General features: G+C 72.3%; 21 protein-coding genes and 1 pseudogene. 9 read left to right on the top strand and 13 right to left on the bottom strand.

What is annotated here, in order from left to right; genetic code table 11:
• Window positions 1-214 precede the first annotated feature (214 nt).
• On the top strand, window positions 215-1,525 hold the full coding sequence (locus ABT015_RS19650; protein WP_350880643.1) for a M18 family aminopeptidase: 1,311 nt from the start codon (window positions 215-217) through the stop codon (window positions 1,523-1,525).
• 66 nt (window positions 1,526-1,591) lie between these two features.
• Here the strand turns inward: ABT015_RS19650 and ABT015_RS19645 are convergent, their stop codons facing one another.
• The 3 genes from ABT015_RS19645 to ABT015_RS19635 form a co-directional block, all read right to left on the bottom strand.
• Window positions 1,592-3,406: an NHL domain-containing thioredoxin family protein gene (locus ABT015_RS19645; protein ID WP_350880641.1), complete on the bottom strand. Its 1,815-nt coding sequence runs from the start codon at window positions 3,404-3,406 to the stop codon at window positions 1,592-1,594.
• 47 nt (window positions 3,407-3,453) lie between these two features.
• Complete coding sequence (locus ABT015_RS19640) at window positions 3,454-4,485, bottom strand: Fic family protein (RefSeq protein WP_350880639.1); 1,032 nt, start codon at window positions 4,483-4,485, stop codon at window positions 3,454-3,456.
• Window positions 4,486-4,596: 111 nt separating this feature from the next.
• Entirely contained in the window at window positions 4,597-4,731 is a 135-nt protein-coding gene (locus ABT015_RS19635; protein ID WP_350880721.1) for a thioredoxin domain-containing protein, read from the bottom strand.
• A 135-nt stretch (window positions 4,732-4,866) separates the two neighbouring features.
• On the opposite strand from ABT015_RS19635, the gene ABT015_RS19630 reads away from it, so the two are divergent.
• Window positions 4,867-5,118, top strand: coding sequence for a hypothetical protein (locus ABT015_RS19630; protein ID WP_350880637.1), 252 nt, complete (start codon window positions 4,867-4,869; stop codon window positions 5,116-5,118).
• Between the two features lie 22 nt (window positions 5,119-5,140).
• Here ABT015_RS19630 and ABT015_RS19625 read toward each other — a convergent pair whose 3' ends face one another.
• A complete protein-coding gene (locus ABT015_RS19625) occupies window positions 5,141-5,650 on the bottom strand; it encodes a GNAT family N-acetyltransferase (protein WP_350880636.1) in 510 nt (169 codons plus the stop codon).
• A gap of 91 nt (window positions 5,651-5,741) precedes the next feature.
• On the opposite strand from ABT015_RS19625, the gene ABT015_RS19620 reads away from it, so the two are divergent.
• The 3 genes and pseudogenes from ABT015_RS19620 to ABT015_RS19610 all read left to right on the top strand — a co-directional run bounded on the left by ABT015_RS19620 (window position 5,742) and on the right by ABT015_RS19610 (window position 7,137).
• Entirely contained in the window at window positions 5,742-6,230 is a 489-nt protein-coding gene (locus ABT015_RS19620; RefSeq protein WP_350880635.1) for an LURP-one-related/scramblase family protein, read from the top strand.
• A 49-nt stretch (window positions 6,231-6,279) separates the two neighbouring features.
• Window positions 6,280-6,429: pseudogene (locus ABT015_RS19615) on the top strand (DUF350 domain-containing protein); the annotation flags it as partial.
• A 138-nt stretch (window positions 6,430-6,567) separates the two neighbouring features.
• A complete protein-coding gene (locus tag ABT015_RS19610; RefSeq protein ID WP_350880633.1) occupies window positions 6,568-7,137 on the top strand; it encodes a GNAT family N-acetyltransferase in 570 nt (189 codons plus the stop codon).
• Between the two features lie 75 nt (window positions 7,138-7,212).
• On the opposite strand, the gene ABT015_RS19605 is transcribed toward ABT015_RS19610, so the two are convergent.
• Window positions 7,213-7,617 (bottom strand): type II toxin-antitoxin system VapC family toxin, encoded by a 405-nt coding sequence (locus ABT015_RS19605; protein ID WP_350880631.1) that lies wholly within the window; start codon window positions 7,615-7,617, stop codon window positions 7,213-7,215.
• Complete coding sequence (locus ABT015_RS19600) at window positions 7,614-7,889, bottom strand: type II toxin-antitoxin system Phd/YefM family antitoxin (RefSeq protein WP_350880629.1); 276 nt, start codon at window positions 7,887-7,889, stop codon at window positions 7,614-7,616. The genes ABT015_RS19605 and ABT015_RS19600 overlap by 4 nt, the downstream gene beginning before the upstream one ends.
• Window positions 7,890-8,175: 286 nt before the next feature.
• On the opposite strand from ABT015_RS19600, the gene ABT015_RS19595 reads away from it, so the two are divergent.
• Together ABT015_RS19595 and ABT015_RS19590 are read left to right on the top strand one after the other, a co-directional pair.
• The gene (locus ABT015_RS19595; protein ID WP_350880627.1) at window positions 8,176-9,174 is read left to right on the top strand and encodes an NAD(P)/FAD-dependent oxidoreductase; all 999 of its coding nucleotides are present in this window, start codon (window positions 8,176-8,178) and stop codon (window positions 9,172-9,174) included.
• Window positions 9,175-9,280: 106 nt separating this feature from the next.
• Window positions 9,281-10,183, top strand: coding sequence for a class I SAM-dependent methyltransferase (locus ABT015_RS19590; RefSeq protein ID WP_350880625.1), 903 nt, complete (start codon window positions 9,281-9,283; stop codon window positions 10,181-10,183).
• Window positions 10,184-10,270: 87 nt separating this feature from the next.
• Here the strand turns inward: ABT015_RS19590 and ABT015_RS19585 are convergent, their stop codons facing one another.
• From ABT015_RS19585 to ABT015_RS19570, 4 genes are all read right to left on the bottom strand, one after another.
• Window positions 10,271-10,582: an ArsR/SmtB family transcription factor gene (locus ABT015_RS19585; protein ID WP_063348348.1), complete on the bottom strand. Its 312-nt coding sequence runs from the start codon at window positions 10,580-10,582 to the stop codon at window positions 10,271-10,273.
• Window positions 10,583-10,739: 157 nt separating this feature from the next.
• Complete coding sequence (gene metG / locus ABT015_RS19580; protein ID WP_350880623.1) at window positions 10,740-12,473, bottom strand: methionine--tRNA ligase; 1,734 nt, start codon at window positions 12,471-12,473, stop codon at window positions 10,740-10,742.
• Window positions 12,474-12,680: 207 nt separating this feature from the next.
• Window positions 12,681-12,881, bottom strand: a complete 201-nt coding sequence (locus ABT015_RS19575; protein ID WP_063348346.1) for a DUF397 domain-containing protein — start codon at window positions 12,879-12,881, stop codon at window positions 12,681-12,683.
• Window positions 12,878-13,729: a helix-turn-helix domain-containing protein gene (locus ABT015_RS19570; protein ID WP_350880621.1), complete on the bottom strand. Its 852-nt coding sequence runs from the start codon at window positions 13,727-13,729 to the stop codon at window positions 12,878-12,880. Before ABT015_RS19570 ends, ABT015_RS19575 begins: the two co-directional genes overlap by 4 nt.
• Window positions 13,730-14,038: 309 nt before the next feature.
• On the opposite strand from ABT015_RS19570, the gene ABT015_RS19565 reads away from it, so the two are divergent.
• Window positions 14,039-14,197 carry a hypothetical protein gene (locus ABT015_RS19565; RefSeq protein ID WP_350880619.1) on the top strand — a complete coding sequence of 53 codons (159 nt, stop codon included), beginning with the start codon at window positions 14,039-14,041 and terminating at the stop codon, window positions 14,195-14,197.
• Window positions 14,198-14,248: 51 nt separating this feature from the next.
• Here the strand turns inward: ABT015_RS19565 and ABT015_RS19560 are convergent, their stop codons facing one another.
• The 3 genes from ABT015_RS19560 to ABT015_RS19550 all read right to left on the bottom strand — a co-directional run bounded on the left by ABT015_RS19560 (window position 14,249) and on the right by ABT015_RS19550 (window position 16,546).
• Complete coding sequence (locus tag ABT015_RS19560; RefSeq protein WP_350880617.1) at window positions 14,249-14,449, bottom strand: DUF397 domain-containing protein; 201 nt, start codon at window positions 14,447-14,449, stop codon at window positions 14,249-14,251.
• Window positions 14,450-14,509: 60 nt separating this feature from the next.
• Window positions 14,510-15,139 carry a GNAT family N-acetyltransferase gene (locus ABT015_RS19555; RefSeq protein ID WP_350880615.1) on the bottom strand — a complete coding sequence of 210 codons (630 nt, stop codon included), beginning with the start codon at window positions 15,137-15,139 and terminating at the stop codon, window positions 14,510-14,512.
• A 123-nt stretch (window positions 15,140-15,262) separates the two neighbouring features.
• Window positions 15,263-16,546, bottom strand: a complete 1,284-nt coding sequence (locus ABT015_RS19550; RefSeq protein WP_063348342.1) for an adenylosuccinate synthase — start codon at window positions 16,544-16,546, stop codon at window positions 15,263-15,265.
• Between the two features lie 126 nt (window positions 16,547-16,672).
• On the opposite strand from ABT015_RS19550, the gene ABT015_RS19545 reads away from it, so the two are divergent.
• Window positions 16,673-17,527, top strand: a complete 855-nt coding sequence (locus tag ABT015_RS19545) for a diacylglycerol kinase family protein (protein WP_350880613.1) — start codon at window positions 16,673-16,675, stop codon at window positions 17,525-17,527.
• Window positions 17,528-17,637: the final 110 nt, after the last annotated feature.

Genomic DNA, 17,637 nt, shown 5'->3' with positions numbered 1-17,637 from the left:
GGGGCACGGGAGCCGGGCCGGGCCTGGCGATGACCGTCCGCGACCGGCGCGGATCTCTGGGTGTACGGAGTTCGGCACGGCGTCACTTCACGGTTGTGTCCTCGTTCTGCATCCGTTGGGAGGTTCCGAATTCCCTGTCCGTGTACGGGCATATGCTCAAGGTGCGAAGCCGACTCCCCATCCGGCTTCGGCCCTCCCTCGACTCAGGAGCAGTATGTCGACCGCCGCCGCCCGCCAGGCATTCTTCGACCGGACGCACAGCGACGATCTGATCGCGTTCCTCGGCACCTCGCCGTCCCCGTACCACGCGGTCGCGAGCGCCGCCGAGCGGCTGGAGAAGGCAGGCTTCCGGCAGGTCGCCGAGACCGACGTCTGGGACGGCGCCGCCGGCGGCCGTTACCTGATCCGGGGCGGCGCCCTGATCGCCTGGTACCTGCCGGAGAGCGCCCGCCCCGAGACCCCGTTCCGGGTGGTCGGTACCCACACCGACTCGCCGAACCTGCGGGTCAAGCCGCTGCCGGACACCGGCTCGGCCGGCTGGCGCCAGGTCGCCGTGGAGATCTACGGCGGCGTCCCGCTGAACACCTGGCTGGACCGTGACCTCGGGCTCTCCGGCCGCCTCGCGCTGAAGGACGGCAGCTCGCGGCTCGTCCAGCTGGACGAGCCGCTGCTGCGGGTGCCGCAGCTCGCGATCCACCTGGACCGCCAGGTCAACGACGGCATGAAGCTCGACAAGCAGCGCCACCTCACCCCGATCTGGGGCCTCGGCCCGGTCGACGAGGGCTCGCTGATCTCGTACGTCGCCGAGCGCGCCGGCGTGGACGCCGCGGACGTGGCCGGCTGGGACCTGATGACGCACGACGTCCAGCCGGCCGCCTACCTGGGCCGCGACCGCGAACTGCTGGCCGGCCCGCGCCTGGACAACCTGCTGTCCGTCCACGCGGCCACCGCCGCGCTGGCCGCCGTCGCCTCCGCCGAGGACGCCGCCGACCTCCCGTACATCCCGGTGCTGGCCGCCTTCGACCACGAGGAGACCGGCAGCGAGTCGGACACCGGCGCGCAGAGCCCGCTGCTCGGCAACGTCCTGGACCGCACCGTCCACGCCCGCGGCGGCACCCCGGAGGACCGCGCCCGGGCGCTGGCCGGGACGATCTGCCTCTCCTCGGACATGGGCCACGCCGTCCACCCGAACTACGCCGAGCGGCACGAGCCGGGCCACCACCCGCTGCCGAACGGCGGGCCGATCCTCAAGGTCAACGTCAACAACCGCTACGCGACCGACGGCGTCGGCCGGGCGGTGTTCGCGGCCGCCTGCGAGAAGGCCGGCGTGCCGTGGCAGTCCTTCGTGTCCAACAACGCGATGCCCTGCGGCACCACCATCGGCCCGATCACCGCGGCGCGCCTCGGCATCAAGACGGTGGACTGCGGCATCGCGGCGCTGTCCATGCACTCGGCGCGCGAACTGTGCGGCGCCGAGGACCCGTACCTGCTGGCCAGCGCGATCAAGGCGTTCCTGGAGGGCTGATCCCCCCTCAACGGCGAAGGGGACCGGCGGAGTACGCTCCGCCGGTCCCCTTCCGCGCCGGACGGGCTACTCCAGGCCGGCGAGCACCAGCGGCAGCCGGCGCGCGCCGTCGGCGACCAGCTTCACCGGCACGCCCCAGTCCTGCTGGTGCACGTGGCAGGCCGGGAACTCGATCTCCGGATCGTCGTCGCAGGACGCGGCCATCGCCGAGACGTGCAGCACGCCCTCGGTGACCTCCTCGGAGAGGACCAGCTCGCGCGACAGGTCGCTGTCCGCCCCCGCGCCGGAGACCAGCAGCTCGGGCGGGGTCGCGCTGACCAGCAGCCGGGTGGACGGGCCGTACCGCTCGTCCAGCTTCTGGCCGCTCGGCGCCGAGAACACCACGTCCAGCCGGAACGCGCCCGGCGCGACCTCGGTGGCCGCCCGCCGGGTGCGGTGCGCGACCGACTCGACCCGCACCGCCTCCTCCGGCAGCCGCAGCCTGGTCAGCCGGTGCCGGGCCGACTCGACCACCACGATGTCCCCGTCCACCAGGACGGCGCCGGACGGCTCGCGCAGATCGGTGGCCAGCGTGGTGACCTCGCCGCTCGCCGGGTCGAAGCGGCGCAGCGCGTGGTTGTAGGTGTCGCTGACCGCCACCGAGCCGTCCGGCAGCACGGTGACGCCCAGCGGGTGCTGGAGCAGTGCCTGCGCGGCCGCGCCGTCCCGGTGGCCGAAGTCGAAGAGGCCGGTGCCGACGGCGGTGTGGACCGTCCCGGTTTCACGTGAAACCCATCGGATCGAGGAGGTCTCCGAGTCGGCCACCCACAGCCGCTCGCCGTCCGCCGAGACCGCCAGACCGGACGGCTGGGCGAACCAGGCCTCGCCGACGGGCCCGTCCACCAGGCCCTCGTTGGTGGTGCCGGCCGCGACGCCGACCGTGCCGGCGGCCGGGTCGTACGCCCACAGCTGGTGCACGCCGGCCATCGCGATCCACACCCGGCCGTCGAACCAGGCGACGTCCCACGGCGAGGAGAGGTCCACCTCGCGGGCCGGGCCCTCGGTCGCCGAACCCTGCCACCACTGGCGGCCGGTGCCCGCCAGCGTGGTCACGGAGCCGTCCGCCAGCCGCACCCCGCGCAGCGCGTGGTTGACGGTGTCGGCCACGATCACGTCGAAGTCCGAGCCCTCCGGCAGCAGCGCCAGCCCCTGCGGCTCGCTGAACCGGGGGCTGGTGCCGTCCACCAGGCCGCGCTGCCCGTCGCCGATCCGGCGGACCACCGTCTCGCCGTCCTCGGCCAGCTCCACCAGCGAGTGGTGGCCGGAGTCGGCGACCAGGAAGTGCCCGTCGGGCAGCCGGACCGCCTTGCCCGGGAACTTGAGGTCCCCCGCGGTCGGCTCCGGCGCCACGTACGGGCCGTCGCCGCGGCGCAGCGTGCCCTTCGCCGCGTGCTCGGCCTCCAACTCCTCCACCAGCCGCGCGATCGCGTGCGCGTGGCCCTCGCCCGCGTGCTGGGCGACCACGTACCCCTCCGGGTCGATCACCACCAGCGTCGGCCAGGCCCGCACGGCGTACTGCTTCCACGTCGCCAGCGCCGGATCGTCCAGCACCGGATGGTGCACCTCGTACCGGGCGACCGCGTCCACCACGGCCTGATGGTCCGCCTCGTGCACGAACTTCGGCGAGTGCACCCCGACGATCACCACGGTGTCCCGGTGCTTCTCCTCCAACTCCCGCAGCTCGTCCAGGACGTGCAGACAGTTGATGCAGCAGAACGTCCAGAAGTCTAGTACGACACACTTACCTCGCAGGTCGGCAAGCTTGAGTTCCTTGCCGCCTGTGTTGAGCCATCCACCGGCGCCGACCAGCTCGGGGGCGCGGACACGTGCACGAGAAGCCATGCCCCAATCAAACCCCACGCTGCCCGTTCGCATTCCGGCACAGGGCGTCACACCGTGGAACGAGGCCTGCGCTGATGTTTGGCGGCCTTGTAGGCTGCGACGGACTTGCGCGACGAGCGCCAGACTCCGTCGGTGCCCTGTACGGCGTTCAGACGACCGCGCTGGGCTGCCTGCCGGAGAGCCGCGAGGGACAGCTCGTCGTCGACCAGCGCGGCGAGCGGGACCATCCTCGCGGGGCCGGCCACGTTGGGGACGATGAAGCGGTTGAGGTTGTCCTCCATGGCCCGGGCGATCAGTTCACCGAGGCTGCCGTAGTCCCCTGCGTCCGCTCTGCGCAGCGCAGTCAAGTACGCGTCCCGCTGCCGCTTGAAGATGATGATCGGCGGATATCCGAGGCGGACGAGGACAAGGTTCATGACGAGTCGGCCGGTTCGGCCGTTGCCGTCGAGGAACGGATGGATCCGTTCGAACTGGTTGTGGATGCGGGCCAGTACTTCGGGGAGCGGGCGGCCGAGATCCGCGCCCTTCTCGATCAGCTGGCCAACGGCGCAGGCCTCGTTAACCCACTGCTCGACTTGTGCCGGCACCAGCGGCCAGCGCGGCGGTGTCATTCCCTCGGCGAAGGGGGCGATGTCGTGTTCGCGGAAGTTGCCGGGGCCCTCGCGGTCGCCAGCCTCGGGGTGGGGCGCCACGTTCCAGACCGGGGTCATCGCCGTGTGGTGGATGTGGCGGATCTCTCCGAGGGTGACGAGGCGCCCGTCATGCCAGGCATCGGGTTCCAGCGCCTGGCCGTAGACCCAGCGGGCTGCGTCGGCGTATCCCTGGACCTCGTTGTACTCGCTGAGCGGCTTCGCTCCGACGGCTCGCCCTTGATCCAGAAGTGCTTGCACCTCACGCAGAACCAGCGTATTGCCCTCAAGCGCGGTGGAGTGGTGGGCCTCCTGATGCCAGATGTCGTCCCAGATCTCGTGGGCTTCTCTGGGGCTGGGAAGTCCGCCGAAGCGCTCGTTCAGCTCGGTCAGTGCGCCGGTGAGTCGGTTGTAGACAGTGTTGCGGCTGGGCCTGCCTCGTCCGGCCAAGGTCGCTCTCCTCGGAGTTGATACATGCCATGAGTGGCTAATTGAACTTATCAACTTCGAGGGCGGCCGAGGGGTTGACCGGTGCATGCTGGCCCTGGAGCGGCAAGATCCCTACGAGAAGGTCCAGAAGTCCAGGACGGTGATCTTGCCCCGGAAGTCGGCGAGCGTCAGCTCCTTGCCACCGGTGTTCAGCCAACCGCCTGCCCCGACCAGCTCGGGGGCGCGTACACGTGCACGAGATGCCATGCCTGTATCCAACCGCATCGTGGCCGGGCGGCATTCCGGGCCGGCATTCCGGGGCGGCGGTCGTGGTGGGGTGTGGCCGGGGGTGGTGGGCGTGTCGGCGGGGTGGGGGTCGGGGTTCGTGCTGTCGTTGTCCGCATGATCACCTCACCCCTGCTCCGGTCGGCCCTGACGGTCGCGACCGCTGTCCTGCTCGCCACCGGTGCCGGTGCCGCCTCGGCGGCCGCCGGGCCCGTTGCGCGTGACGTCACCGCGGAGCAGTGCCAGGACGCCGGGGGGTGGGTGGAGGGCTCCGGGTACTGCGTGGGGGCCGAGGGTGACGACGACTGGGGGCAGCCGATCGACGGGCAGGCCGTCAACCCGCATCCGGCGCCGGGCGAGGAGGACTGAGGGCGTCGGGGCCGGGGCCGGGTCAGGGCCGGGGGAGCTCCGCCTGCCAGCGGGTCTCGCCGTCCTGCTGCTCGCCGGTGGGGGTGAGGCCGAGGGCCCGGGCGACGGCGGCGGAGGCGTGGTGGTCGGGGTGGATGTGGGCGGTGACGGTGCTGACGCCGGTGGCGGCGAGGTGGGAGAGCAGGGCGCGGGCGGCCTCGGTGGCCAGGCCGCGGCCCTGCCAGGGGGTGCTGACCACCCAGGCGAGCTCGGCGGCCCCGGGGCGGACGGTGGTCTGGACGTAGCCGGTGAGGCGGCCGTCGGCGCGCAGCCGCAGCACCCAGTTGCCCCAGGTCTCGGCGGGGTCGGGGGAGCCGGCGGCGAGCCGGGCGTAGCGGACGCGCAGGTCGTCGGCGGTGGCCGGGGAGCCGCCGGTGAAGGCGTGCAGGGCGGGGTCGGCGAGGACGGCGGCCAGCTCCTCGGCGTGCTCGGGGCCGATCGGGAGGAGGTCGAGGCGCTCGCTGTGCAGCGGGGCGGCGGGGTCGGGACGCATGCCGCCATTGAACGCCCGTGTGTGGCGGTGCTTCCCGGCGGGCGGGGGGATCGGGTCGAATGGGGGTCACGTCGACACGGAGGAGGCCGCTGTGCGGTATCTGGTCAGGGAGAAGCTGTTCGCAGTCGGAGACGACTACTGGATCGAGGACGACCGGGGCCACAAGGCGTACCTGGTGGACGGCAAGGTGCTGCGGCTGCGGCACACCTTCGAGCTGAAGGACGCGCACGGGCGGGTGGTCGCGGTGGTGAAGGAGAAGGCGTTCACCGTCCGCGACGCGATGAAGATCGAGGACGCCGACGGCGAGGTGGTCGCGACCGTCCGGGAGAAGCTGTTCACCCCGTTCCGCGACAAGTACCTGGTGGAGCTGGCCTCCGGCGGCGAGCTGAAGATCCACGGCAACCTGATCGACAAGGACTACCGGATCGAGAACCACCACGGCGACGACCTCGCCCGGATCTCCCGCAAGTGGTTCCGGATCCGGGACACCTACGGCGTGGAGATCGCCGACGGCGCCGACACCGGCCTGCTGCTCGCGATCGCCGCCTGTGTCGACCACCTGGTGCACGAGGAACACTGATCCCCCACTGACGTCAGGGGTCTGCTTCCCCGGTCCGCCGCCCGCCCCGCTGATGGCCGTCGCCTTCCGGGCGGTGGACCTGCTGACGCCCGGCGGGCTCGGCGCGATCCTGGTCGAGCCGGAGCCGCACCCGGCGGTCCGGGTCTCGGCCAGCTGCAACATCGCGGTGGCGGCGGTGGTGTCGGCCGCGATCGCCTGACGGCCCGTCCGAGTGCCTGGGTGCGCCCGGCCGCGTTCGGCTGATGGAGCGTCGGTCGAAGGCCGGCGGTGGCGGCGAGGATCCGACCGGGGTCGCCGACCTGCTGCGGCGGTGGGGCCCGGCCGGTAACGTACCGGCATGGCTGACCTTGAAGAACGCGCCAACGTCGTCGCGTCCGGCTCGCGGCGGGCCGGGGCAGGGGTGTCCGTGCGACGGCGCCGCGTCACCGACCTCGCCGACTGCGTCCGGGTGCTCGGCGACGTCCACACCACCGACGGCTACCCCGCCGACTGGCCCGACCGCCCCGCCGCCTGGCTCACCCCCGGGGGCCTGCTCGCCGCCTGGGTCGCCGAACTGGACGGCCGCCCGGTCGGCCACGTGGGCCTCTCCCGCAGTGCCCCCGGCGACGTCGCCCCCGGCCTGTGGAGCCGCCGCACCGGCGGCCGCCCGGAACTCACCGCCGTGATCGGCCGGCTCTACGTCGCCCCCACGGCGCGCGGCCACCGGATCGGCGCACAGCTGGTGGCGACCGCCGTGGCGCACGCGCGGGCGCTGGGCCTCCACCCCGTCCTCGACGTCCTCGCCACCGCGGCTCCGGCGAACGCCTGCTACCGCCGCCTCGGCTGGACCTGGCTCGGCAGCGGCGAACAGCAGTGGGCCGCCGACCACACGGTCGTGGTCCACTGCTTCGCCGCCCCGAGGGAGTAGTCGGCTTCCCGCGGGCGGCCGGTGGCGGCGCCCCGTCCGGAAGCGGCGACGGCACCACTGGAGCGGGGCCGTTCGTCACACGGGGATGACTTCGACGCCCTGCTCCAGGCCGGCGAAGTCGCCCGGGTTCCGCGTGTAGAGCGGCAGGCCGTGGGCGGCCGCGGTCGCCGCGATCATCAGGTCCATGCGGCGGGGGCGGGGGTCCCGCTCGGCCCGGATCGTGAGGGCGACCAGGGTGGCGAACCGCCGAGCCGCCTCGCGGTCGAAGGGGAGGGCGGCGAACTCCGCCTCCACGTCCGCGAGTCGCTGGGCCCTGGCCATCATCTGCACCGGGTCCTTGGCCATGGCGACGCCCTGGGCGAGTTCGGCCAGCACGATGGACGACAGCGCGGCATCGGCCGGCAGGAGCTGTGGATCGATCTGCGGCAGATCGATCACGACGCAGGTGTCGAGCAGTCCGCGTCGGCGTCGCTCAGTCACTTCCGCTCCCACGGGTCGTCGCCGCCGATCCGGTCCTCGTCGCCGTAGAAGGCGTCGGCTTCCGCGCGCATCTGCGTGGCGTCGACCGTCGGCGCGTTCCGCCACTTTCGCTGAAGTTCCTCGACGGGGACGAATCGGCGGCGACTGCTGATCGGCCGGACTTCGGCGATCTCGGTGCCGTTGCGAGTGATGTGGTAGATCTCGCCGGCTTCGACATCGTCGAGCACGGCCTTGGACCGCGCTGCGAGTTCGCGCTGCGTGATGGTCTTCATGTGGCAAGTGTATCGCGCCGTAATGCACCGTGTCGCACTGGCGGGGGAGACCGGCTCGGCTATCCGGCCGGGCGGTCCGTGGTGGGTCGGTGGTGCGTCAGAGGCTAGGAGTTGGAGTGCACTCCATGGCAAGGGTCGGTCCGTATCCCCGTCCACTCGGGGAGTCCGGGCCCGTGGCGCGGAGCGGACGGGCGGTGGCCGGGCGGGGTTCGGTGTTTGCGGAAACGGCAACAAAGCTTGCCGATATGGCCGGTCCGGCCGCAGCCTGGCGGTGGAGGTGAGCGCCATGGGCGACACGACGAGGACGGCAGGGCCGGCGGCCCCCCGGGACGACTACGACGCGGTGGTGGTCGGCGCGGGCGCGGCCGGGCTGAGCGCCGCGCTGGTGCTGGGCCGGGCCCGGCGCCGGGTGGCGGTGGTGGACGCGGGCCAGCCGCGCAACGCCCCCGCCGCCCACATGCACGGGTACCTGAGCCGGGACGGCATGCCCCCGGCGGCGCTGCTGGAGGTCGGTCGGGCGGAGGTCGCCGGCTACGGGGCCGACCTGATCGACGCCCGGGTCGACCACGTCGAGGGCGTCGCGGACGCCGAAGGCGCGGGGGCGGGCTTCGCCGTCCACCTGGCGGGCGGCCCCGTGCTGCACGCGCGCCGGGTGGTCGTCGCCACCGGCCTGCGCGACGGGCTCCCGGAGCTCCCGGGCCTGCTCGAACGCTGGGGCCGCGACGTGCTGCACTGCCCGTACTGCCACGGCTACGAGGTCCGCGACCGCCCGCTCGGCGTGCTCGGCACCGGCCCGGGCGCGGTCGGCCAGGCGCTGCTGCTCCGGCAGTGGTCCGCGGACGTCGTCCTGATCACGCACACCCTCGCGCCGACCGGGGCCGAGCGGGAGCGGCTCGCCGCCCGCGGCGTCCGGGTCGTCGAAGGCCGGATCACCCGGCTGGTGACGGACGCCGACCGGCTGCGCGGTGTGGAACTCGCCGACGGCCGGGTGGTGCCGCGCGAGGCCGTGTTCGTCTTCCCGCAGCCGGTGCCCCGGGACGCGCTGCTGTTCGGCCTGGAGTGCGCCCGGGACGAGAACGGCTGGGTCACCACCGACCGGGCCGGGCGCACCAGCGTCCCCGGCGTCTGGGCGGTCGGCAACGTCGCCGACCCGCGGGCCCAGGTGGTCGTCGCCGCCGGGACGGGCGCGGCGGCGGCGTTCGACCTCGACCACGACCTCGTCGCGGAGGAGATCGGACGGGCGGTCGCCGAACACCGCGCGTCCGGCGCCGCCGTTCCCGCCTGAGCGGGGGGAGAGAGCCCCCGGCACCTCCGCCCGGCGTCACCTGTCCGCCTTCAGCACCCTTCCGACCGCAGCACCCCTTCCGTCACCCACGATCGGAGAACCCGCGATGTCCGAACACCAGCACCAGCACGGCCAGGGCCACCAGCACGGGCACCACCACGGCGACGTCCCCGCCGCCGACTTCGACTGGGACGCCCTCGCCGCCCACCTGGAGCGGGAGGCCGAACTGCGCGCCCCCGCCATCACCGGGGCCGCGCAGTGGCTGCGGTCCCTGCGCGGCGAGACCGACGGGGTGCGGCGGGTCCTCGACGTCGGCAGCGGACCCGGGGTGATCGCCGGACTGCTGGCGGAGGCCTTCCCCGAGGCCGAGACGGTCGCCGTCGACCAGTCGGCCGCCCTGCTGGAGCGCGCCCGGGCCCGCTCCGGTGGCCGTCTGAGCACCCAGCAGGCCGACCTGCCCACCGAGTTCGGCAAGCTCGGCGAGGCCGACCTGATCTGGTCCGGCAACGCGATCCACCACCTCGGCGACCAGCAGGCCGCCCTGACCTCCCTCGCCGCGATGCTCCGGCCCGGCGGCCTGCTGGCCGTCGCCGAACGCGGCCTCCCGATGCGCTACCTGCCGCGCGACTTCGGCCTCGGCCGGCCCGGCTTCCAGGCCCGGCTCGACGCCGTGCACGAGGACGGCTTCAGCACCATGCGCGCCGAACTGCCCGGCGCCACCGAGGAGGTGGAGGACTGGCCGGCCATGCTCATCCGCGCCGGCCTCACCCCCAGCGGCACCCGCACCTTCCTGATCGACCACCCGGCCCCGCTCGCCCGCCCCGCCCGCGAGCACCTCCACGCCCAACTCGCCCGTCTGCACGACCAACTCGCCGACAACCTCGCCCCCGAGGACCGCGCCACCCTCGACGCCCTCCTCGCGGAGGACGCCCCCACGGGCATCCTGAACCGCCCGGACGCCTTCTTCCTCTCGGCCATGACCGTCCACACCGCCCGCAAGGCCGCCTGACGGCCGTGGGGCCGAGCCTGCCGCGGCCGGGGAGTCCCCGCCCCGGCCGCGGCAGGGGCCTACAGGCAGGGGCCTACAGGCAGGGGCCTACAGGGTGTGGCCGAGAGCGGTGATGAGGGCGGCGATGCGGGCCTCGTCGCGGCGGTAGTGGGTCCACTTGCCGATGCGGGTGGCGCGGACGAGGCCGGCGCGCTGGAGTTCGGCGAGGTAGGCCGAGACGGTGGACTGGGCGAGGCCGGCCTTGGCCTGGATGTGGCTGACGCAGACGCCGACCTCGCGCGGGTCGGCGACCGCTTCCTCCAGGGGGAAGTGGCGTTCGGGTTCGCGCAACCATGCCAGCAGTTGCAGGCGCGTGGGGTTGGCGATCGCCCGCAGGGCGGTGACCAGGTCAACATCCATGGCTGGAAGCGTACCGGCGCGGTACCGCAGTGCCTCGGCGCGCCGGGGCCGGTGGGGCGCCGGTGGCCCGGACGCGGCCGTCGGTGACTGAGCGTCAGATTCCCGGCGGTGTCGGGAGGGTGGCGGACGGCCCGGGCGCCGGGCCGTCCGCCGCGGCTCAGCCCTCCTGGCCGCCGAAGCGGGTGGTCCAGGCGGCCAGGTCCTCGTCGGTGATCTTGGCGAACAGCACCGGCGGCACGGTGAACGCCGTCCCGGCCGGCACCAGGTCCAGTGCCCGCGCCTGCTCCGGGCCGACCCAGGACAGGCCGGCCGCCGGGGCGTCCCCGGGCAGGGCGAAGGCGCCGCGCATCGCCGCCGCCGCGGTCGGGATGAACGGCTCGGAGACCACCGCGTACAGCTGGACCAGGTTCATCGCGGTGCGCAGGGTCAGCGCCGCCGCGTCCGGGTCGGTCTTCACCTGGAGCCAGGGCGCCTTCTCGTCCAGGTACGCGTTGCCCGCGCTCCACAGCGCGCGCAGGCCCTGCGCGGCCTTGCGGAAGTTGAGCGCGTCCAGCTGGGCCTCGTACTCGGCCAGCAGGGCGGCGATCTGCTCGCCGAGGCGCTGTTCGGCCTCGCCGGGCGCGTGGCCGGCCGGGACGGCGTCGCCGAAGCGCTTGCGGCTGAAGGTGAGCACCCGGTTGACGAAGTTGCCGAGGGTGTCGGCGAGGTCCTTGTTGACGACGGAGGCGAAGAGGTCCCAGGTGAAGCTGGAGTCGTCCGACTCGGGGGCGTGCGCCATCAGGAAGTAGCGCCAGTAGTCGGCCGGCAGCAGTTCCAGGGCGACGTCGGTGAAGATGCCGCGCTTCTGGCTGGTGGAGAACTTCCCGCCGTAGTACGTCAGCCAGTTGAAGGCCTTGACGTAGTCGACCTTCTTCCACGGTTGGCGCGAGCCGAGGATCGTGGCCGGGAACATCACGGTGTGGAACGGGACGTTGTCCTTGGCCATGAACTCGGTGTACCGGACGCTGTGGTCGGCCTCGTACCACCAGGACTTCCAGTCCCGGGCCTGCCCGGCCGGGGCCGCGTCCGCCCACTCCTTGGTGGCGCCGATGTACTCGATCGGGGCGTCGAACCAGACGTAGAACACCTTGCCCTCGGCCGCCAGCTCCGGCCAGACGTCGGCCGGCACCGGAACGCCCCACTCCAGGTCGCGGGTGATCGCGCGGTCCTGGAGGCCCTCGGTGAGCCACTTGCGGGCGATCGAGGAGGCCAGCACGGGCCAGTCGTCGCCGTGGGCGGCGATCCACTGCTCGACCTCGTCGGTCAGCTCCGACTGGAGCAGGAACAGGTGCCTGGTCTCCCGGACCTCCAGGTCGGCGCTGCCGCTGATCGCCGAACGCGGTTCCAGCAGGTCGGTCGGGTCCAGCACCCGGGTGCAGTTCTCGCACTGGTCGCCGCGCGCCTTGTCGTAGCCGCAGTGCGGGCAGGTGCCGACGATGTAGCGGTCCGGCAGGAAGCGGCCGTCGGCGTTGGAGTACACCTGCCGGATCGCGCGCTCCTCGATGAAGCCGTTGCGCTGGAGTTCGCGGGCGATCTCCTGGGTGATCTCGCGGTTCTGCGGGGAGGAGCTGCGGCCGAAGTGGTCGAAGGACAGCCCGAAGCCGTCGTACACCGCCTTCTGCGCGTCGTGCGCCTGGGCGCAGAACTCGGCGACGGGCAGTCCGGCCTCCTGCGCGGCCAGTTCGGCGGGCGTGCCGTGCTCGTCGGTCGCGCAGATGTAGAGCACCTCGTGGCCGCGCTGGCGCAGGTAGCGGGAGTAGACGTCCGCCGGGAGCATCGACCCGACCATGTTGCCCAGGTGCTTGATCCCGTTGATGTACGGAAGGGCGCTGGTGATCAGGTGCCGAGCCATCCTCGGATGCTCCGATTTCTCCCGCACGCGCACCCCACCCGGAGTGCTGTGCCAGGCGCAGGGGTCCACTGTGGGCTGCCAAGCCTACCGCCGCCGGGCCGGGGGGACGGTGCGGCTCAGGTGTGGCTCAGAGGGCGGCCTCAGGGGGGCGGGCGCGGTTCAGGGGCGCTGCCGCTCGGGGGTGGGTGCGGTTCGGGGCGGTGCGGCTCAGGGCCCGACGGAGTCGCTGTACCGGTCGAACTCCCCGGCCTTCACCCCGCGGACGAACGCGGCCCACTTGCGCGGCGTGGTCCGGACGACGATCTCGGGGCGGTCCGACTCGCGGATCTCCACCAGACCGTCGGCGGCTCTGATCTCGACGCACTCGTTGCTCTCGCCGCTGGACGAGGACTTCCGCCACTCAGTCATGAGAAGTCTTTCAGTAAGGCCCGGATGAAGTCCCGGGACTCGGCCGGCCCGAGGGCGACCGCGGCGGTCTCCTCCTTGATCTGTCGGTACGTCTGCAGCTCGGTGTCGAGGTGCACGAACTTCGGCCCGTTCGAGAGGTCGATCTGCACGGTGTCGAGCTCGGGAACGGGCCCGCGGGCGAGGTAGAGGCTCTCCCCGGACCCGGGAAAGGTGTCGACGCTGAACGGGATGGTCCGGATCTCCACCCCGGGCCGCTCGGAATCCTCCAGCACGCCGAGCAGTTGGTCACGCAGCACCGCCGCCCCGCCGAACTGCATGCGCAGCGCGGATTCGTGGATGTACGCGGCGTACGGCTTCGGGCGTTCGGTGAACAGCCGCTGGCGCTGGATCCGGAATGCCGTGCGGGCGTCGGCGTCCGGCTGGGGCATGGGTGGCCGGACCCGGGCGAACACCGCGGAGGCGTACGCCGAGGTCTGCAGCAGTCCGGGGATGAAGGTGGTGTGCAGGATGGCCAGCGACTCGGCGTGGTGCTCCATCTCCGCGATGTCGATGAGCCCGCCGGGCAGCCGGCCGCGGTAGCCGTCCCACCAGTACTTGCGCCGGTCCTGTGTCATCGCGAGCAGCGCGTCGAGGTAGGGGCCGTCGGCGCAGTGGCAGGTGCGGGCCCAGAGCCGGAGCCGTTCGGCGCTGATGCCGGACTTCCCGTTCTCCATCTGCGAGATCTTGGGCAGGTCGGTGCCCAGGGTGGCGGCCAGGCTCTTGGGCGTCACGCCCACGCGTTCGCGCATCTTGCGCAGCTCGATGCCAAGGCGCTGCTGACGCACGGTCGGCGACAAGCGGGGTGGCATGACTCTCTTCTCCGGATCGCGGCTCGGGTCGATGCTTCCGGTGAAGTGTGCCGTGCTTACCCAGCCCTAGCTACTGAAATGGGGGATACCCCACGATGGAGTGAACGTTCTCCCGCTCGGTAGCAAGTCTTGCACCTCGACCCTATGGTCGTTCTCGCGTCAGTCACTGACTTGTTGTGGCCTAAACAGCCGCCAATCAGCCGTAAATACACACCAGATGCATGGTCGGCACGCTCGACATCACCGACCGGAGACTGTCATGCCGCTTCCGCTGCTTCTCACCCCCGCCCACCGCGTTCCCGCTATCCGGTGAACGGCCTGCTCGTCGCCGGTTTGTCGGCCCTGCTGCTCGCCGTGCTATTCGTCGGCTGGCTGGTCTGGCTGGTCAACGCCCAACCCCGCGAACCGCGTTCCGTAAAACGCGAGTTCGTCGTCCGCCATTCCTCCGCCGCCGTCGAGAAGAAATAGCGCGCGGCAGCGGTGGCCCCCCGTCGGGAGGGGGGCCACCGGAGGATGCGGTCAGCCGTCGCCGAAGTGGTCGAATTCGCCGCGCTTCACGCCCTCGATCCAGAGCGCGAACTTCTGCGGGGTGGTGACGATGATCGCGTCGGGGCTCTCGGATTCGCGGACCTCGATCAGCCCCCGCTCGTTGACGGACACCTCCACGGAGTCGCCGCCGTCCCGGGTGCTGCTGGTGGACTTCTGCCACTGCTGGGTCATCGGTTTCCTACTCCCATCGCGGTTCCTGCCTGGCACCCTGGACAACTCCCGGGCGGCCGTTCAGGAACGGGGGCGCACGGAGGGTTGGGCACCGCGCGAAAGGCGCTCGACGAGGCGGATCCGGGCGGCGGGCCACTCGTCGGCGAGCATCGAGAAGTAGGCGGTGTCGCGCCACACGCCGGTGGCGCGCCGCTTCTCGCGGCGGTGGACGCCCTCGTACTGGGCGCCGAGACGCAGGATCGCGTTGCGGGAGCGCTCGTTGAGCGCGTCCGTCTTCCAGTAGACCCGGCCCATGCCCAGGTCGTCGAAGGCGTGGGAGAGCAGCAGCAGCTTGGCCTCGGTGTTGACGGGCGAGCGCCAGACCGAGCGGGCGTACCAGGTGCCGCCGATCTCGACGACCTCGTCGGCGAGCCTGACGTCGTAGTAGCCGGTGACGCCGACGGCCCGGCCGCTGGGGAGGTCGATCACGGCGAACTTCACCGCCGACCCGGCCGCCACCTCGGCGAGCCGGGCGTCGAGGATCGCGCCCAGTTCCTCCTCGGTCGCGGGCGGGAGCGAGGGGATCCAGCGCCAGACCTCCGGGTCGGGGCCGACGGCGGCCCACAGGTCGGGCAGGTGGTGGCGGCCGAGGGGCTCCAGGCGGACGTGGCGGCCGGTGAGGGTCACGGGCGTGGGCGGCTGTGCGGTCATGCCGGAAAGGTAGCGCCATGCTGCACTAGATGCAATGAACTTCTGCACTAGTGCGAAATCGGCGGAGCGGGCGAAACGAAGGGCCCTGCGGGACGTCCCGCAGGGCCCTCGACCGGATCAGGCTCAGATGAACGAGTTGATCTGGATCGTCTCGTCGCGGCCCGGGCCGACGCCGATGGCGGAGATCGGCGCGCCGGACATCTCCTCCAGCGCCTTCACGTACGCCTGCGCGTTCTTCGGCAGCTCGGCGAAGGTCTTGGCCTTGCTGATGTCCTCGGTCCAGCCCGGCAGCGTCTCGTAGATCGGCTTGGCGTGGTGGAAGTCGGACTGGTTGTACGGGAGTTCCTCGACCCGCTTGCCGTCGATCTCGTACGCGACGCAGACCGGGATCTGCTCCCAGCCGGTGAGCACGTCGAGCTTGGTGAGGAAGAAGTCGGTGAGGCCGTTGACCCGGGTCGCGTAACGCGCGATGACCGCGTCGAACCAGCCGCAGCGACGGTCACGGCCGGTGGTGACACCGCGCTCGCCGCCGATGCGGCGCAGCGCCTCGCCGTCCTCGTCCAGCAGCTCGGTCGGGAACGGGCCCGAGCCGACGCGGGTGGTGTAGGCCTTGAGGATGCCGATGACCCGGTCGATCTTGGTCGGGCCGATGCCGGCGCCGGTGCAGGCGCCGCCCGAGGTCGGGTTCGACGAGGTCACGAAGGGGTACGTGCCGTGGTCGACGTCGAGCAGGGTGCCCTGGCCGCCCTCCAGCAGGACGACCTTGTTCGCCTTGAGCGCCTGGTCCAGGACGAGGGTGGTGTCGGCGAGGAAGGGCTTGATCTTGTCCGCGTAGCCGAGGTACTCCTCGACGACCAGCTCGGCCGGGATGGCGCGGCGGTTGTACAGCTTGACCAGGATCTGGTTCTTGTCGTGCAGCGCCGCCTCGATCTTCTGGCGCAGGATCGACTCGTCGAACAGGTCCTGGACCCGGATGCCGACGCGGTTGATCTTGTCCGCGTAGGTCGGGCCGATGCCGCGGCCGGTGGTGCCGATCCGGCGCTTGCCGAGGAAGCGCTCGGTGACCTTGTCCAGGGTGCGGTGGTACGGCGTGATCAGGTGGGCGTTGCCCGAGACCAGCAGCTTGGAGGTGTCGATGCCACGGTCGTTGAGGCCGCTCAGCTCGGAGAGCAGCACGCCCGGGTCGATGACGACGCCGTTGCCGATGACCGGCGTCACGTTAGGGCTGAGGATGCCGGAGGGGAGCAGGTGCAGGGCGTACTTCTGGTCGCCGATGACCACCGTGTGACCGGCGTTGTTGCCGCCCTGGTAGCGGACGACGTAGTCGACGGAGCCGCCGAGGAGGTCGGTGGCCTTCCCCTTGCCCTCGTCCCCCCACTGAGCGCCAACGAGCACGAGTGCCGGCACAGGCGTACACCCCTTCCGGTTGGGGCATCCTGCGTAGGCCGCAGTCTGCCCCGAGATAGACGAAGCCCCTGGCGCAGTAGCGCAAGGGGCTCTTGCACCGAGAGATTACCTGAGGAAGGACCGGTCGTGTCGTCCCTGTCCACGCCCGCAACCGGCGGCCCCGAGCCGCTCCTGCTGCTCCTCGACCCGGCGGCCCGGCAGACCGACGGCGAGTCGGTGCGGATCGCGAAGGACGTGCTCTGCGGAGGCGCGGACGTCAAGGTGGTCTATCCGGAGAGCCCGTCCGAACTCGACCGGGTGCTTTCGCACCGGGGTCGGCGGCGCCCGGTCGTGATCGGTTCCGACCTGGCGTTGCAGCGGGTGCTCCAAGCCCTGTACCGCCAGCGTGAGCTGGGCGCGGATCCGGTGGGCATGGTTCCGGTCGGCCGGTCGGAGGAGCTGGCCGCGGCCCGCGCGCTCGGGGTGCCGGGCGAGCCGGTCCGGGCCGCGCGGGCAGTGCTGTCGGGTGCGGCGCGCAAGCTCGACCTGCTGGTGGACGACGGCGGCGGGGTGGCCCTGGGAGGGGTGCGGATCACCGGTGCCGGGACGCGGCGTCCGGCAGGCCGTACGGGTGGTTGGCGTTCGCTATGGGCGAAACTGGCTGCGGCCGAGCAGGCGAACGCACTCACGGCGGACGGCCGGTCCTCCGCCGAGCACAACCCCCGGGTCCGGGTCGAGGCCGACGGCCGGCTGCTCGCCGACGTGCACCGGCCGGTGCGGCTGGTCCAGCTGACCCTGCCGGGCGTCGAGGCGGACGCCGCCGGCGTGCTGGAGGTGGTGATCCGCGCGCCCGGCGCCCTGGTGCGCGCCCGGGCGGAGAGCGTCTCGGTGGTCGGGCGCGGCTTCGGCTACGAGGCGGACGGCCACCCCGTCGGTCCGGTCCGCGCCCGCACCTGGACGGTCCACCCGGGCGCCTGGGGCCTGTTGCTGCCCGCCGCGTGACGCCGGGGTGAACCCCGGGTGAGCAGGCTCACTTTCGCCGCCGGCCCGACTCCCGGCCCTCCGCACACGGAACGCCCCAACAGGCGTGAACCACAAGGCCAACCGCCTCC

The sequence above is a fragment of the Kitasatospora sp. NPDC094016 genome (assembly GCF_040304045.1).
Lineage (GTDB): Bacteria > Actinomycetota > Actinomycetes > Streptomycetales > Streptomycetaceae > Kitasatospora.
The sequence above is the reverse complement of the archived record's forward strand: the minus strand, read 5'-3'. Positions and strand labels throughout refer to the sequence as shown.